Origin of the sequence: Methylovorus mays, assembly GCF_020531915.1 — a bacterium.
GTDB classification, from domain to species: domain Bacteria; phylum Pseudomonadota; class Gammaproteobacteria; order Burkholderiales; family Methylophilaceae; genus Methylovorus; species Methylovorus mays.
In genome coordinates this window covers 664649-680577 of sequence record NZ_JAJAVG010000004.1, presented here as the reverse complement: position 1 = coordinate 680577, position 15929 = coordinate 664649, and the positions used below count along the sequence as shown (strand labels likewise).

The 15929-nt window shown below is 58.2% G+C and carries 11 protein-coding genes; 5 read left to right on the top strand and 6 right to left on the bottom strand.

Going from position 1 to position 15929, the window contains the following annotated elements:
- The first annotated feature begins 136 nt into the window (after nt 1–136).
- Complete coding sequence (locus tag LG203_RS05415; RefSeq protein WP_230344833.1) at nt 137–1297, top strand: diguanylate cyclase domain-containing protein; 1161 nt, start codon at nt 137–139, stop codon at nt 1295–1297.
- Nucleotides 1298–1331: 34 nt separating this feature from the next.
- On the opposite strand, the gene ylqF is transcribed toward LG203_RS05415, so the two are convergent.
- The 5 genes from ylqF to LG203_RS05390 form a co-directional block, all read right to left on the bottom strand.
- The gene (gene ylqF, locus LG203_RS05410) at nt 1332–2291 is read right to left on the bottom strand and encodes a ribosome biogenesis GTPase YlqF (RefSeq protein WP_230344832.1); all 960 of its coding nucleotides are present in this window, start codon (nt 2289–2291) and stop codon (nt 1332–1334) included.
- A 73-nt stretch (nt 2292–2364) separates the two neighbouring features.
- On the bottom strand, nt 2365–2781 hold the full coding sequence (locus LG203_RS05405; protein WP_230344831.1) for a hypothetical protein: 417 nt from the start codon (nt 2779–2781) through the stop codon (nt 2365–2367).
- A 12-nt stretch (nt 2782–2793) separates the two neighbouring features.
- Nucleotides 2794–3636 carry an FAD:protein FMN transferase gene (locus LG203_RS05400; protein WP_230344830.1) on the bottom strand — a complete coding sequence of 281 codons (843 nt, stop codon included), beginning with the start codon at nt 3634–3636 and terminating at the stop codon, nt 2794–2796.
- A complete protein-coding gene (locus tag LG203_RS05395) occupies nt 3611–4153 on the bottom strand; it encodes an FMN-binding protein (RefSeq protein ID WP_230344829.1) in 543 nt (180 codons plus the stop codon). Before LG203_RS05395 ends, LG203_RS05400 begins: the two co-directional genes overlap by 26 nt.
- Before the next feature lie 78 nt (nt 4154–4231).
- On the bottom strand, nt 4232–5113 hold the full coding sequence (locus LG203_RS05390; RefSeq protein WP_230344828.1) for a DUF6662 family protein: 882 nt from the start codon (nt 5111–5113) through the stop codon (nt 4232–4234).
- 237 nt (nt 5114–5350) lie between these two features.
- Here LG203_RS05390 and LG203_RS05385 point away from each other — a divergent pair, with 237 nt between their 5' ends.
- Nucleotides 5351–6181 carry a class I SAM-dependent methyltransferase gene (locus tag LG203_RS05385; RefSeq protein WP_230344827.1) on the top strand — a complete coding sequence of 277 codons (831 nt, stop codon included), beginning with the start codon at nt 5351–5353 and terminating at the stop codon, nt 6179–6181.
- On the opposite strand, the gene LG203_RS05380 is transcribed toward LG203_RS05385, so the two are convergent.
- Nucleotides 6178–7107, bottom strand: coding sequence for a YihY/virulence factor BrkB family protein (locus tag LG203_RS05380; RefSeq protein ID WP_230344826.1), 930 nt, complete (start codon nt 7105–7107; stop codon nt 6178–6180). The genes LG203_RS05385 and LG203_RS05380 overlap by 4 nt on opposite strands.
- A gap of 167 nt (nt 7108–7274) precedes the next feature.
- Here LG203_RS05380 and LG203_RS05375 point away from each other — a divergent pair, with 167 nt between their 5' ends.
- From LG203_RS05375 to pbpC, 3 genes are all read left to right on the top strand, one after another.
- Nucleotides 7275–7718, top strand: a complete 444-nt coding sequence (locus tag LG203_RS05375) for a hypothetical protein (RefSeq protein WP_230344825.1) — start codon at nt 7275–7277, stop codon at nt 7716–7718.
- 108 nt (nt 7719–7826) lie between these two features.
- Complete coding sequence (locus LG203_RS05370; protein ID WP_230344824.1) at nt 7827–13538, top strand: alpha-2-macroglobulin family protein; 5712 nt, start codon at nt 7827–7829, stop codon at nt 13536–13538.
- Between the two features lie 24 nt (nt 13539–13562).
- Complete coding sequence (gene pbpC / locus LG203_RS05365) at nt 13563–15914, top strand: penicillin-binding protein 1C (protein ID WP_230345038.1); 2352 nt, start codon at nt 13563–13565, stop codon at nt 15912–15914.
- Nucleotides 15915–15929 lie beyond the last annotated feature (15 nt).

Sequence of the window (15929 nt, the reverse complement as noted above, 5' to 3'; positions counted from 1 at the left end):
TTTATAGGGGATGCAGCCGATATTAATGCAGCATCTGATCATCACATATTCCACCTTGTGATCTGAATGTCATTTCCCGCGGAGTCGTCGACCGTGACACACAACAGAGCAACCCTTAACGGCAGACCTATTCAACGTGCTCGATTATAAAAAACAGATTATCCGGCCCTTTATCCTGGCGTCACTGCTGCTTAGTGCAGCGCTGGCCGCCTTGCTGTTTGCCGCTATTCATCTGGTGCATATTTCGCGGCTCGCCGAGCAGACGGATGTGTTGCGTATCGAGGCGATCAAACTGCACAAGGCGATTGTGCAAGTAGAGACGGGGCAGCGGGGCTACCTGTTGACGCAAAACGGGCGTTTTCTCGAGCATTACCGTAAGGGTAAGGCGGATATCAAGCGCATCACCAATACACTGAATCAGCAAATGGCCGGACTTCCCGATATCCAGCGCCGCTTTGATGAGGTCAGCCGAATGGTCGAGATCAAGCTCCGGGTGACGGAAGCGTCTATTCAGACGGAAATCAATGAAGGAGCGTATGCACCTCACCTCAACTCGTCCAAGATCGGCATCAACATCATGGAAAGAATCGATGCCCAGCTTGAGGATGTGGATGTCCTGTTGCAGCAACGTAAAGCCGAGTTGAGTGATGCGTCCCGACGCGCGCTCAAGCAGACCATGGGCGGTGCAGCCTTGTTGTTGCTGATTGTGATTGGCCTGTTTACCGGGGCCTATTACAAGACGGTCAAGCTGTTTGAAATTGCTGCCACCTCTCAAACCACTGCGGAAGAGATGAGCCACGATGCCTATCATGATTCACTGACAGGCTTGCCCAACCGCCGCTATTTTGAAAGCTATTTCCGGCGTCAGATTTTTCTTTCCAAACGCAGTGGCCAGCCATTTTCGCTGTTTTACCTGGATCTTGATGGCTTCAAGGAAATCAACGACAAGCATGGGCATGATGGTGGAGACTTGGCTTTGAAATTTGCCACCGAGCGCTTCAAAAATGCCCTGCGCGAGTCTGATTTTATTGCGCGGTTGGGTGGCGATGAGTTTGTCGTACTGGTGCACAACTACCGCTCGGTCAGTGAAATCGGTGGCCTGGGCAATCGCATTATTCGCTACATCAACCAGCCATTCACGATTGATGGCCAGCACCAGCTGCTGGGCGTCAGCATTGGTATCAGCTGTTATCCCATGGATGGTCAAGAGGCGGATGAATTACTGGATGCGGCTGATCGCGCGATGTATCAGGCCAAGAAAAACGGCAAGAACCGGTTGGTGTTTGCGCAGGGCTGAGTACGAAACTCACCTTTTGCCTGAATTTCAGGGGTCAGGGTTCCTGGCTGTTGTCTTCTTCGGAGAGCCCGTCTTGTTGCAAACGACGGGCCTTGGCTTCTGCGGCTTCTGTGGCAGCATCTTCTAGCGCTTGCCTTGCCGCCTGCATCATCTGCTGGCGCGTGTCTGGCGTTTCCAGGCTGATACGGCCGAGAGCGCCTGAGCGGTAGTCCACCAGAAAGGCCATGGCGGTTTTTTCCATGTCAAATTCACCGCCTTTAAGCCGGTAAGCCCGGCGCTTTGCCACGGCTTCCAGCACATCCACCGCATCCATGCCGCTGACGTCAATTTTGTAGCGGGCGTTGAGCAGGGCGGGGTAGCGCTCCAGCAACAATCCAGCCAAAAACACTGCGACATCCTCATCAATCACTGCATTACGGCCGATGGCATGGCTGGCAGCCAGCATATAGCCATCCGACTCATACTGAATCTTGGGCCACATCATGCCGGGGGTGTCGGTGATGCTCATCTGGTCGTTCAGGTCAAAGCGCTGCTGGCTTTTGGTCACGGCGGGCTCGTCACCGACCTTGGCAATGCGGCGATTCAGCAGCGCATTCATCAGCGTGGATTTGCCGACGTTGGGGATGCCCATGATCATCATGCGCAAGGGCTTGAGGTTGGTACCGCGGTGCGGCGCAAGGGCTTTGCATAGTCCCGGAATCTTGCCGGCGTCACCCGGTTTTTTACAGGAGAGCGCCACGGCTTTGACGCCAGGCTGCTTGTTGAAGTAATTCAGCCAGGCCTGGGTGACGGCGGGGTCGGCCAGGTCAGCCTTGTTCAGAATCTTGAGATTGGGCCGCTGCCGGAACAGGCGCAGCTCTTCAATCATGGGGTTATGGCTGGCTTCCGGCACCCGTGCATCCAGCACCTCGATGACGATATCGATATGCTCCATGGTCTCGGCTGCTTTTTTCTTTGCCGAGGTCATATGTCCGGGAAACCACTGTATTGCCATTATTCAGAACCGCCAATGATGATGCGCACGCCAGGCAGCGTGCGGTTTTAAGGATGTGTTGTATGAAGGCTGGCTAGTATTTTTTGCCAACAATGTGCAAGTATGCCGCCAAAACCGAAATTAGACCAATGATCCAGTGCCCGAGGCTGAATGTATTGTGCCATTGATCATCAATAAGGTAATACAGCAGATAGCCGCTGATGATCAGCCAAACCCACACTGCCAGCAAAGGCAGGCCTGTCCACCAGCGCTTGCGATGCTTGAGATACGTCTTGATGTGATGCTCCAGCAACATGCCCAGGCAGAGCAGGCCAAACAGGGCAAAAAAACCATGCAAGCGCAGCGACCAGATTTCAAGCGGGTGCTTTTCCGGGCCGAACTCGCCCTGGATTTCCATAAAATAATGCCCGATCAGCCAGGTGATGCCAGAAACCGCGATCAGGAGCAGGGATGGATACAGTATTTTTTTGGTAAATCGGGAAGGACGCATCAGCTTGCACAATCAGTGGATGAGGCGGGCATGATAGCGCTCCAGCATGGGGGGATTCAATGCATTTAACCATGCCAGTTTGGTCAGGGCATCGGCTACCATCGCGGTATTGGCCACTATGCTGATCGGGTGCATGAGTGCTGGGAGGCATTCCCGGGTCTTGGGGTCGACAATCGGCAGCTTGTCCGGTGCGCTGTCACGATTGCTCGGCTGCCCGGAGGTGGCCAGCGCCTGATTATGCAGATGGCCCAGCGGTACATACATCTCATCCTGGCGGCGGTGTATCGGCGCCTCTATCGGACCATAAATTCGCATATCCCCGCCAGCATTGACCAGCGCGGAAGGAGCGCCACTCGCCTCCAATGCCGTGATCGCCAAGTCTATCGCATAGCCTTTGGCGATGCCGCCCAGATCAATCAGGGTATCGGCCTGCTTCCTGAGACTGGCAGTACCGTTTTCATTCGTTGTTATTTCAAGGGTTTGTCGGCGTGAAATGGAAGATGGTGCATGAGGGTGGCCCCATTCTTCAGGCAGATAACCTTCGCGCGCCAGCACATCGCCAATGCATACATCAAACATGCCATCGCTGAGTTGCCAGAGGGATTCTGCAAATTCCAGTACCTGGCAGGTATGGGCATCAATGGTCACTTGCTGACCAGCCGCTGCCAGACGGTAGCGACCGAGGTCGCTATGGTCGTCATGCACGCTCATCAATGCATGCACTTGCCGGATGGCTTGATAAGCCGTCTGGAAAAAGGGGGCGGGATCGCTGCCGGGGGCAAGCCAGAGGCTGACCTCTACTAGCGTGCCCAGCGCGATGGTGGCCCGTTTATGTTTTTCTAATGGCGACGTCATAGAGCGTGAGCATGCGGCGTATGCCTTCGGTAATGTGCTTGCAGGATAAGGTGGCGCCGGCAATATTCTGTATGTCGCCGTTGAGTTTGACGCTATCGCTTTTCTTTTTGCCGGTGAACTGCGCGCGCCATTTCTCATTACGGATCTGCTGACCGTAGCTTTCCAGATATTCCATCACCTCTATGCCCTGTACCTCGCCTGCCAGATTGATGGCAACCGCATAGGTAATGAACTCATGCCGCCCCAACACCTTGTCGATGACCAGGTAACCCACATGCTTGTCTCCCTCAAATACCTCAAAAAGATGATTGGGGATGGGCGTGCTGGTGGGAGAGCTGTCTTCCACTTTCTTGATCTGCTCGGGCGTCAGACTCAGGTGTTTTGTTTCAAAGCGGGAGGCGTGTGGGTAGAGCGCTTTTTGTACGGTCTCAGTCGTGAAAAATACCTCGGCATACGAAGATTGCGAGGCAACCAGGCAAACGCCAAAAAGGGCCAATGGCAGGCGATTGGAAGACATGATGGATGTCCCTGAACAGGTTAATGGGCGGGCTGACCCGCATGCGCATGCAGGTCAGCCCCTTATCCCATGAGAAAATTAAAGGGGAATGCCGAATTTGAACATGAATTCGTCGCGGCCATGATCATCATTTACATAGCCACTGGAGCATTCAAATTCGCCAGCGTTCATGCATGAGCCCGACTTGAGCTGGTGGCGCCAGGCCACGGTGGCCCACCATTTCTGCGTTCCGTAATGCAGGTTGGGGCCGATGAAATGGCCATGCTGGGTGACATCCTGATAGAAGTAACCCGCGTAGTCGTTGTGATAGCGATACTCCAGGCCACCAGACCATTTGGGGGCAAAGCGATAACTGGCACCCATCAGCAAATCGGCGTGCGAGGCTTTTTCCGGGGTCGAATTGGAGGCAACCTCATCGCGTTCTGTTTCAAAGACCAGATTACTGGCCAGAATGAGTTTGTCATCCATGAGATTTTTCTGCAGCAGCAGACGATACTCAAAGGACTTGTTGTCGTAGCCCAGTGTGGGTTCGAAGTAAAGGCCGATGCCAATCCAGTCAGTGTACGGATTGGTGATGCGCCAGATCAGTTCGGTCGATACGCTCTCGTAGCGGAATTTGCTGTAACTGCTCGAGGTGTCGATGCTCTCTGGAATGCGTGAGCCTGCGGTCTCACCAAAGCGGTCATTCTGGTTGGCATTGACGTAGTTGGTATTGACGTAACCGGCAATCTGCACATTGTCCGACAAGCCATATTCGATTTCACTGCGCATGTCGAAGTTCTCGTAACGACCACCTTCCTGACGATGGTTCCACTGCATGCGCTGCTCAAATTCATAGCTGCCCTTGGGCTGCAAATCCAGCGTATAAATCCAGCCGAAATTGCCTTCACCTGCCTGTACTGCAGGGCTCATGGCGAAGAGGGCGCCCAATGTAAATAAAACAACCCGATTGATCTTCATTAATTTTTCCTGACGATTGATGATGAGGCGGCATGTGTTGCATACCATTATTGTGTGTATTAACACTCTTTTATTTATGGTTATTATTATATTTGAGAATAGTTCTTGTTTTCAAGATTGGGAAAATGACATTTACATTCTATTTACAAAGTGGTGGACGACTGTGTCGCAAGCAAACAACGGGGACTAAAGTTGCGATGACAGAAAGTCGCGACAAGAGAATGATAAAATGCCGCCATGACGCTCATCCCCGAAATCCACCCCCATCAATCCATCGCCTTGCTCAAGGAGTTGCATATCCTGACGCGCGACGGCAAGCTCAACCAGGACACACGCCGCAAGCTGAAGCAGGTGTATCACCTCTACCAGTTCATTGAGCCTTTGCTGCAGGAAGTCATGCAGGGCAATCCCTCGCCCATGCTGGTGGATCACGGAGCAGGCAAATCCTACCTGGGGTTTATTCTTTACGACCTTTTCATGAAACAGCAGGCGGACGGGCAGGTAGTGGGCGTGGAAACGCGTGCCGAGCTGGTGGAAAAATCCCGTCAGCTGGCATCGGAGCTGGGATTTGATCGCATGCAGTTTCACCATTTGTCGGTGGAAGAAGCCATGCGGTCGACGGCCTTGCCGCCGAAAGTGGAGATTGTGACCGCCTTGCATGCCTGCAATACCGCCACGGATGATGCGATACAGTTTGGCCTGCAAAAGCAGGCGCAATTCATGGTGCTGGTGCCGTGCTGTCAGGCCGAAGTGGCCGAGGTGCTGCGCAAGCGCAAGAATGAGTCCTTTGGCAAAACGCCGCTATCGGAAATCTGGCGTCACCCGATTCATACCCGCGAATTTGGCAGTCAGATCACCAATGTGCTGCGCTGCCTGCAGCTTGAGGCGCATGGCTATCAGGTGACGGTGACCGAACTGGTCGGCTGGGAGCATTCCATGAAAAACGAGCTGATCATTGCCCGTTACAAGAACAATCCGCGGCGCAATGCGCGTGAGCGGCTGGCGCAGATACTGCAGGAGCTCAATCTGGAGGATTTGCGCTCCCGCTTCATGCCGGCTGAGGTTTAGAGCTGGTCGTTTTGCTCTTTCAGACTGCCGTAAGTGAGGGCAAATTGCCGGGTGACCTCGGCGCCGAAAAAGAAAATCTGCGCGGAGTAATAAATCCACAGTAACAGCGCGATCAGCGAGCCCGCCGCGCCAAAACTGGATGAAATGCCGCTGCGGCTCAAATACATGCCGATCAGCAATTTACCCAGGCCAAATAGCAAGGCCGTCAGCACGGCGCCTACCACCACATCCGACCACGACAGCCGCACATCCGGCAGCATCTTGTAGACGACGGCAAACATGGCGGTAATTACCGCAAACGACAGCAGGGTCGAAATGTATTTGAAAATCGCCATGTGCTTCAGCAGGAAATCCAGATAGCCCCCCAGGAAATAATTGGCGTAATGCTCGATCAGGCCAAGCCCGGCGCTTGCCAGCAATGAGCTCATCAACAAGGCGGAGAGGATGATGATCAGGCCGAACGAGGTCAGGCGCGTGATCAGCAGTTGCTTGAATGCATGTTTATTGCTGACGACGGCTTTCTCCACTTCCCAGATTTCATCCAGGCTGGCCTTCAGTTCGGCAAATACCGTGGTAGCCCCGATGAAAATCAGCAATGCCGCGACCACCGAGGCAATCATGCCCGACGTATGGTTGCTGGAGGCTGCCAGCAGCGAACTGATCACGCGTGCACCGCTTTCGCCGACTAGCATGGACAACTCGTCAATCACATGGCCCTGGGCGGCTTGCTCGCCCAGAAAATAACCGGTTACCGCAATCACCAGCACCAGAATAGGCGTCAGCGAAAAAATCGTATAAAACGCCAGGGCCGCGCCCTTGCTGGTGGCGCGGTGGGCAAACCAGGCGACGATGGCACTGGTGAAGAGCTGGCGCATGCAATTGAGATAGCGCAATGCCGAGCTAAAAGGTTTGAAAACAGAATGCAAAGAGGACTCCCATGGTGGTAACAGAGGGTGGCTACAGATTATTCATGCAGGTAGCGGTATGATAATTCGATAATGCACCAGCCAGTGAGTTCCGCTGTGTTCACTGCGCCTGGATCTGGCCAAGTGGCCATGCAGGTTCATCGTCATTTTTCAAAAAAGGGGAAGGTATGTCGCGTTTTTCATTGGCTAGTCTCATGCTTCTGGTTTCCATTGCATTGCCGCTGCAGGCCCAGGCCAAGGCTCCGGCAGGCAAATTCACCGGCGAGGATTTCAGCGGGGTATACCAATGCACAGGCGATGATGCACACGAGGGAGCTTATACCGGTACCGTCACCATGACGCTCAAGCCCGAACATAGCCGCGGCAGCTATGCCAGCTATGATTTCAAGCTGGAAGTGCCTGACTACGGTACCTACCTTGGTCACGCCGCTGCCAACGGCCGCCATGTTGCCATGCACTTTGGCCTGCAGGACCCGACCACGCATGATTACGGCACGGGGATTGCCGTCATGAAGAAGACCAAAGTGGGCAAATGGCGCTTTCACAAATTCTATTTCGAGCCCGAATTCAAGGGCGGCAACACCGGGCTTGAAGACTGCGTGATCAAGTAAGCGCTGGATATCGGGGCGCCCGTCTTAATATCACACAGAATTCACCACCACCCTGGACAATAAGCCCTTGCTTGTTGTCGTTATCTATTCGTCAGGAGAGCCTTGCTCATGCTGAAAATTTCCTCCATGTTTGTCCTGCTTAGTGGACTGCTGATGCACGGTCTGGCCTCAGCCGCGGTTGAGGTGCGTGATTTTTCACCGCAGGGCGAGGTGCGCAAGGTGAACCAGGCCACCGCGATTTTCAATGTGGACATGGTGAAAATGGGCGATGCGGAAGCGGCCGTCCCCTTCGATATTGACTGCCCAGTGTCAGGGGAAGGGCGCTGGCAGGATAGCCGTACCTGGGTTTATCGCCTTAGCGGCAAGCTGGACGCCGGTGCGCAGTGCCAGTTCACTCCGCGCCGCGATCTCAAGTCGCTGGATGGCGAGGCATACACCGGGACGGCACCGTTCCGCTTCTTCATGGCTGGCCCGTGGCTGAAGCATGTGCTGCCGGAGTCGTACAACCCGATTGAAGAAGACCAGGTGTTCATCGTCGAGACACCGTTTGCCATCAAGCCGCAAAGCGTGGAGCAGCATGCCTGGTGCGCTCCCGAGGGCGTGAGCGAGCGCATTCCCGTGCGCACATTGTCGGCGGCCCAGCTGAAGACCGCGCTACAAACCTTGCAACTGGACGTGTCGTCAAACGCGCTGGGCCTGCGTTGCCAGCGCCCCCTGGCACCGGGTAGTCGCATGCAGCTGGTGTGGGATGCCGGCATCGAAAGTATGTCGGGCGGTAAGTCCACCCAGCGCGAGTCGGTGACCTACCAGGTGCGGCCGGTGTTTCGCGCCGAGCTGAGTTGCACGCGCGAAAAGCCGAACGCGCCATGCTCCCCGTTATCGGATATCGAGCTGCGTTTCAGTGAATCGGTCAGTCTGGCACAGCTGGAGCAGATACGGCTGGTTGGCGCGGGCAAATCCCAGGCGCCCGTGGAGATCAGCCCGGCGCGTGCCAAGGCACTCAATGCCCAGCACCCCGGCGCGGCGTCTTCCTACCGGGTGGCAGAGCAGGATCAGCTTATCAGCGTGCTGTTCAAGGGCCCGTTCAAGCCAGATGCGGCCTATGAGCTGACTCTGCCCAGGAATCTGCGCGATGCCAGCGGCCGCACGCTCAGCAATGTCAGCAGCTTTCCGCTCAAGCTGCGCACGGCGCTGTTGCCGCCACTGGCCAAATTTGCTGCCAATTTTGGCGTGCTGGAGCTGAAGGAAGGCGGTGTTCTGCCGGTCACCATCCGCAATATGGAAAGCCGCATCGGCATGCGCGTGCTGCGCCAGCAGGATCCGGAAGTGGCCTTGCAGGTGATGGCGGATCTGCGGCGCTTTGAAAGCCAGACTCGTGAAGTCAACAAACCCTCGCCCCGCATGAAACAGCGCACGCTCGATGGCGATACGGTCGAAGAATTCAGGCCTTACACGGATATGTTGTATCCGCGTGAGCTGTCTTTCCTGGAAGGCCGTTACGATACTGCGCCGGAACGTGCCATGCCCAGACCGGCCAATGGCAAGGCGTTTGAAGTCGTGGGTATTCCGCTGCAAAAGCCCGGCTTTTACGTGGTGGAAATTCGCAGCCAGGTGTTGGGCAATGCACTGCTCAGCGAGGCCAAGCCCATGTATGTGCGCAGTCAGGCGCTGGTGACCGACATGGCAGTGCACCTCAAGACCGGCCGCGACAACAGTCTGGTCTGGGTGACCTCGCTCTCCAGCGGCAAGCCGGTTCCAGGCGCTGACGTTGCCTTGCTGGATTGCCAGGGCCACCGCTTCTGGCAGGGCAAAACCGATGCCCAGGGCATTGCGGGCTACCCTGAGGCCCTGCCGGAGCATCACAAGTGCCCCGGCGCCTGGGTGTACTTTGCCACTGCAAAACTGGGCGAGGATTTTTCCTTTGTGCAGTCCGACTGGGATCGTGGCATAGAGCCATGGCGCTTTAATGTGCGCACCTGGGCCCCGCAGCAAGGCCTCAAGATGCAGACCATCCTCGACCGCACCATGCTGCGTGCGGGCGAAACCGTGTCCATGAAGCATATCGCGCGGATGGAGGATTTCCGTGGCTTCCGTTACCCCCAAGAGTCCTTGCCGGACAGTGTGACGCTGGAGCTGATCGGCGGCGATTACTCGGTGGAGATACCGCTGGAATGGGATGCACGTGGCGATGCCATCACGCAATGGCAGATTCCAGAGGATGCCCCCATCGGCAGTTATGGCATCAAGATGGCCGGGCAGTGGGATTATGTCGGCCAGTTTCGGGTGTCCGAATTCCGCCTGCCCGCTTACAAGGGCAGCGTGCAATCTGAAAAAATGCGCTACGCCGGCGCCAGTGCCATCCCCGTACGGCTATCGCTCAATTACCTGAATGGCGGCGCGGCCAGCGGCCAGCAGGTGCAGGTATCTGCCATGTTGAACTCCGGGCAGTACTCCTTTGCTGCCTATCCGGACTTCAGTTTCGGTGCGCAGCTACGTGGCGAGCCGCTGCAGAAGCTGGTGCTCGACCGCCAGGCCGTCAAGCTGGACCGCCTGGGCAGCGGTCGCCTGCAAGTGCCGGTGACTGCCGTGGGCAATGCCGCCGGGCAGCCGTTGCAATTGCAGACGGAAATGACCTTTACCGACCCCAATGGCGAGATACAGACGCTGGCGGGCAGTACCGATATCTGGCCTGCCAGTCTGGCGCTGGGCCTGCAGGTGAAGGATTGGGCAGGCATGCAGGCCAGGCGCAAGGTGCAGGCAGTGGTGCTGGATACCGCAGGCAAACCCAGGGCCGGCGTCAAGGTCACCCTGCACGGCGAGCGCAAGTGGGATTTTGTGCATCGCAAGCGCATCCTCGGCGGCTTTTACAGCTACGAAACCGAGCAGGGCAGCGAAGACCTTGGCACGCTGTGCCAAGGCGTGAGTGATGCTAAAGGCCTGGTGCAATGCCAGGTGGATATCAAGGGCAGCGGGCAGATAGTCCTGACGGCACGCGCGGTGGATGATGCCGGGCGGCCCATGGTGGCCGAGAGCGGCTTCTGGGTGAGCGATGCCACCGATATCTGGTATGCGCAGGGCGATCAGGACCGCATGGAAGTGATCCCGGAAAAACGTGAATACAAGGTTGGCGAGATCGCCCGTTTGCATGTGCACACGCCATTTCATCAGGCCACGGCGCTGATTGCGGTGGAGCGCGAGGGCATCATCAAGACCATGGTGCGTCCGCTGTATCGACGCAATGCTGTGGTGGAGATTCCGATTGAAGACAGCTGGGGACCGAATGTGTATGTCTCGGTGCTGGCGGTGCGCGGTCGCCTGACCGAGGTGCCGTGGTACAGCTTCTTCCAGTGGGGCTGGCATAGCCCGGTGGATTGGTGGCAGGCGTGGCGCGATGGCATGCCGCAGCCCACGGCGCTGGTTGATCTCGGCAAGCCCGCCTTCAAGTTTGGCCTGACCCATATCGCGGTGGGGACGGATGGCGCTCGTCTCAATGTCGATGTGCAGACCGACAAGCAGGAGTATCGGCCACGCGACATGGTGACTGCCAAGATCAAGGTGCGGCTGCCCAATGGCAAACCGGCGCCCGCAGGTGCTGAAGTGGCGCTGGTGGCGGTGGACAGGGCCTTGCTGGAGTTATCCCCCAATAACAGCTGGAGCCTGCTGGACAACATGATGGACGAGCGGGCCTATCTCATCAACACGGCCAGCGCGCAGATGCAGGTGGTTGGCAAGCGTCACTATGGCAAGAAGGCCCTGCCTGCAGGTGGCGGTGGCGGCAAGTTCGCCACGCGCGAGCTGTTCAACACGCTGCTGTACTGGAACCCGCACGTCAAGCTCGATAGCCAGGGCATGGCCACGGTGCGTTTCCGCGTCAATGATGCCTTGACCGCATTCAAGGTGGTGGCGATTGCCGATGTGAACGAAGGTTATTTTGGTACCGGGCAGGCAGAAATCGTCAGTCGGCAGGCCTTGCAACTGACCTCCGGCCTGCCGCCCATGGTGCGTGAAAGTGATCGCTATCAGGCCATCATCACACTGCGCAACACCACCGCCAAACCGATGTCGCTGAAACTCAATGCGCGCACCGAGCAAAAACAGTGGACATCGCAAGCGGTGACGCTGGCTGCCGGGGCGTCCCAGGAGCTGCGCTGGCCGGTGGAGGTGCCGGATAACAGCACCTCGCAGCGTTGGACCATAGAAGCGCTGGACGATCAAGGCAAGCCGCTGGACAGGCTGGAGATTCCGCAAAAGGTATTGCCACGCGTGCCGGTGACGGTGCAGCAGGCCAGCTTCATGCAGCTTGAGCAGCCCTTGAATCTGCCGACTGCCTTACCTGCCGGGGCCATCCCCGGCAAGGGTGGGCTGCAACTCAAGCTCAGCGCCAGCCTGGGGCAGCAGACCGCAGGCATCGAGCGTTACTTCAACGCTTACCCGTTCAGCTGCCTGGAACAGCAGACCTCGATTGCCACTGGTCTCATGGACGCCACGCGTTGGCAGAATATCGCCACCAAGCTGGCGGGCTATCAGGATACCCAGGGCTATCTGGCGTATTTCCCTGGCATGCCATACGGCAGTGATGCGCTCACGGCCTATGTGCTGACCATGGCCTATGAAAATGGCGTGTCTCTGCCGCCATCGGTGGAGCAAGGCATGCGCAAGGCGCTGCTGGATTTTGTCGAGGGGCGCAGCCAGCCGCATGGCGGTAGCAACCGTTACCTGAGCGAGCGTCGGTTGTCGGCGCTGGCGGCTTTGTCGTATACCGGCAGTGTGCATGGCCGCTCGCTCGAGGCGTTTGAGTTCAAGCCCATCCAGATGCCGACCACCAGCCTGATCGACTGGTATGCCATCTTGCGTCACGTGCTGGATGCCAGCCAGCGCGATGAGCGTCTGCAGCAGGTGTCGCGCGAGTTGCGCAACCGCCTGCAAAATGTGGGCGGCCGCCTGAGCTTTGATGGCGAGGAGAATGACGCATGGTGGTGGGCCATGGTGGATGGCGAAGTGAATGCCACGCGCCTGACCGCCTTGCTGATGGATGACCCGGCCTGGAAGGCGGATATGCCTGCCATGCTGCGCGGTGCGCTGATGCGCCAGCAGAAGGGCCACTGGCATACCACGCTGGCCAATGCCTGGGGCCGTCTGGCCTTGCAGAAATTCAGCCGGCAATTTGAGTCCGAGCCGGTCAGCGGGCTGACGGAAGCCACGCTGGGCGCACAGCAAAAACGTTATGACTGGTCTCCCCAGGGCACGCCAACCGGCCCGGATGCCACGGCCGCCAGCCTGTTCCTGCCATGGGCATCTGCGCCGACCTCTAATCTGCAAGTGACGCATAGCGGCACCGGCAAGCCCTGGCTCAATCTGCTGGTGACGGCGGCTATCCCTGATAAACCGGCCAGCAATGGCTACCGCATTCAGCGTCGGGTGACGGCGATTGAGCAGAAAGTGCCGGGGCAGTGGAGTCGCGGTGACCTGATGCGTATCCGGGTGGATGTCGATAGCCAGCATGATCTCAGCTGGGTGGTGCTGACTGATCCGATACCGGCTGGCGCCAGCATCCTCGGCAACACGGCGCGGGATTCGCGCATTGCCCAGGCTGGTGAAAACCAGGCCAATGAGGATAGTCTGGCACCGAGCTACACCGAGCGCGGGCTGGCGTTTTTCCGGGCGTATTACGCGTTCGCACCGCAGGGGCACTTCTGGTACGAATACACCGTGCGGCTCAATAACCCCGGTACGTTCAGCCTGCCGCCGACGCGGGTGGAGGCCATGTATGCACCCGAGGTGTTTGGTCAGCTACCCAATGCCAAGCTGGATGTGCGTTAGGGCCGCATGACACTGGTCGTGACGATGCGAAACCTGACCTGGCAAAAGACAAAGCCGCAGCGACAGCCCCGTCGGCGGGCACTGCTTGCCACGCTCGGTTTGCTGCTTGGCCTGCTGCCGGGCATGGCGATGGCCTTGCCCGGCTATGCCGAGGTCAAGGCACAATACCGGGCTTCCGATGCCTGGCTGCTGGCGCGTGATGGGCAGGTGCTGCAGCAATTACGACTGGATCATCAGGTGCGGCGGTTGCAGTGGACGCCGTTGGAAGCCATGTCGCCCGCCTTGTTGCAAGCGCTGCTGTATTCCGAAGATCAGCGCTTTTACCAGCATGCGGGCATAGACTGGCTGGCGGTCGCCTCGGCCAGTTGGCGCAATCTGTGGGATAACCGTACCAGAGGCGCCAGTACCATTACCATGCAGCTGGCTGGTTTGTTAGAGCAGGATGCCATGCATGGTCGTCGCAGCCTGGTGCAAAAGCTCGGGCAGTCGGCCGATGCTTTGCAGCTCGACCATGCCTGGAAAAAATCCGACATCCTCGAAGCCTATCTCAACCTGGTGCCGTTTCGTGGCGAGCTGCAAGGCGTTGCCGCCATGAGCCAGGGCCTGTTTGGCAAAGGCCCGGAGGCGCTGGATGCGCGGGAAGCCGCGATGGCTGCCGTGCTGCTGCGCGCACCCAATGCTAAACCCGCCCGCGTGGCCGAGCGTGCCTGCCAGCTTTTGAAGCAGATGCAGCAGGCACGTGCCTGCGCTGATCTGGAAGGGTTTGCCAGCCTCAAACTGGTGGCGCCCTTCGAGCCTGCCATGCCCAACCTGGCGCCGCATCTGGCACGCCAGTTATTGCGGCAGCCGGGGCAGCGCCTGCGCAGCACGCTGGACATGCGCCTGCAGCAATACGCCGCCCGGCAATTGCGTGCCAACCTGCTGCAGCTGGAAAACCAGAATGTGCAGGATGGCGCGGTGCTGGTGCTGGATAATCGCACAGGGGAAGTGCTGGCCTGGGTGGGCTCCAGCGATACCCTGTCGACCGCACCCGCGGTGGATGGCGTGCTGGCGCAACGCCAGGCGGGCTCTACCCTCAAGCCGTTTTTATATGCTACGGCGCTGGACATGCGGGCGCTGACCGCCGCCTCGCTGCTGGACGATAGTCCGGTACGCATACGTACCGGCAATGGCGATTACATTCCGCAGAATTACGACAAGCAGTTCATGGGCCCGGTCAGCCTGCGCACGGCGCTCGGCAGCTCGCTGAATGTGCCCGCCGTGCGCAGCCTGCTGCATATCACGCCGGATCGTTTTTTTGCGCGCCTGCAGCAATTGCGTTTCAGCACGCTGACCGAGTCGGTGGACTATTACGGCTACAGCCTGGCGCTGGGCGCGGCTGATGTGCGCCTGCTCGACCTCACCAATGCCTATCGGGCGCTGGCCAACCAGGGCCGCTACAGTGGGGTGCGCATGCAATGGGCCAAGTCCGCCAGCAAAGGCAAGGCCGATAAGCCCATGCAAGTGTTTTCGCCCGCCGCGAGTTATGTGGTGAGTGACATCCTGGCCGACAACAATGCCCGTGCGCATACCTTTGGCATGGATTCAGCGCTGGCGACACGCTACTGGAGCGCAGTGAAAACCGGCACCAGCAAGGATATGCGCGATAACTGGTGCGTGGGCTACACGGCACGCTATACCGTCGGTGTGTGGGTGGGCAATGCCAATGGCGCGCCCATGCACGATGTCTCTGGCGTAAGCGGCGCGGCGCCCGTCTGGCGTGCAGTCATGGATTATCTGCATACGCATCCCGATGGCCGTTTGCTGGCGCCAGTCGTGCGCACGCCGCCAGCGGGGCTGCTGCAGCAACAGGTGCGCTTTAAACCCGCGATTGAACCGGCCCGGCAGGAGTGGTTTCTGAAAGGCACCGAGCTTGCCTTGGTGCAGGCGAGCAATGACGGGGATGATGTGCGTTCGAGCAAGCTGGGCCAGGATAAGCGGGGTGCCCAGGCGGATAATTCGCTGGTAAGCATTGCCTACCCCGGCCAGGGCGCGATTATCGCGCTGGACCCGGAAATTCCGCCCGCGCAGCAGCGGGTGGTGTTCAAGGCCACCCCGGCCTTGCCTGCAGGCTGGCATTGGCGGCTGGATGGCAAACGGGTCGCGCCGCTTAAGCTGGCATCGCCGCGCCAGTTGGCAAGTGAAAATTTACAGCCTGCCAATACTTCGCAGACGGCAGACCTGCGCTATGCGTGGTTCCCCATACCTGGTCGCCATGTGCTGAGTCTGCATGACGCCAGCGGCAAATTGCGCGAGTCTTCACGCTTTGAGGTGCGGGGCGCCATGCTGCGCGAGGCCATGCCTGCGCCGAATGCGAAACCCGCGCGGCCATCTTGAGCGGCCGGGTAGCGG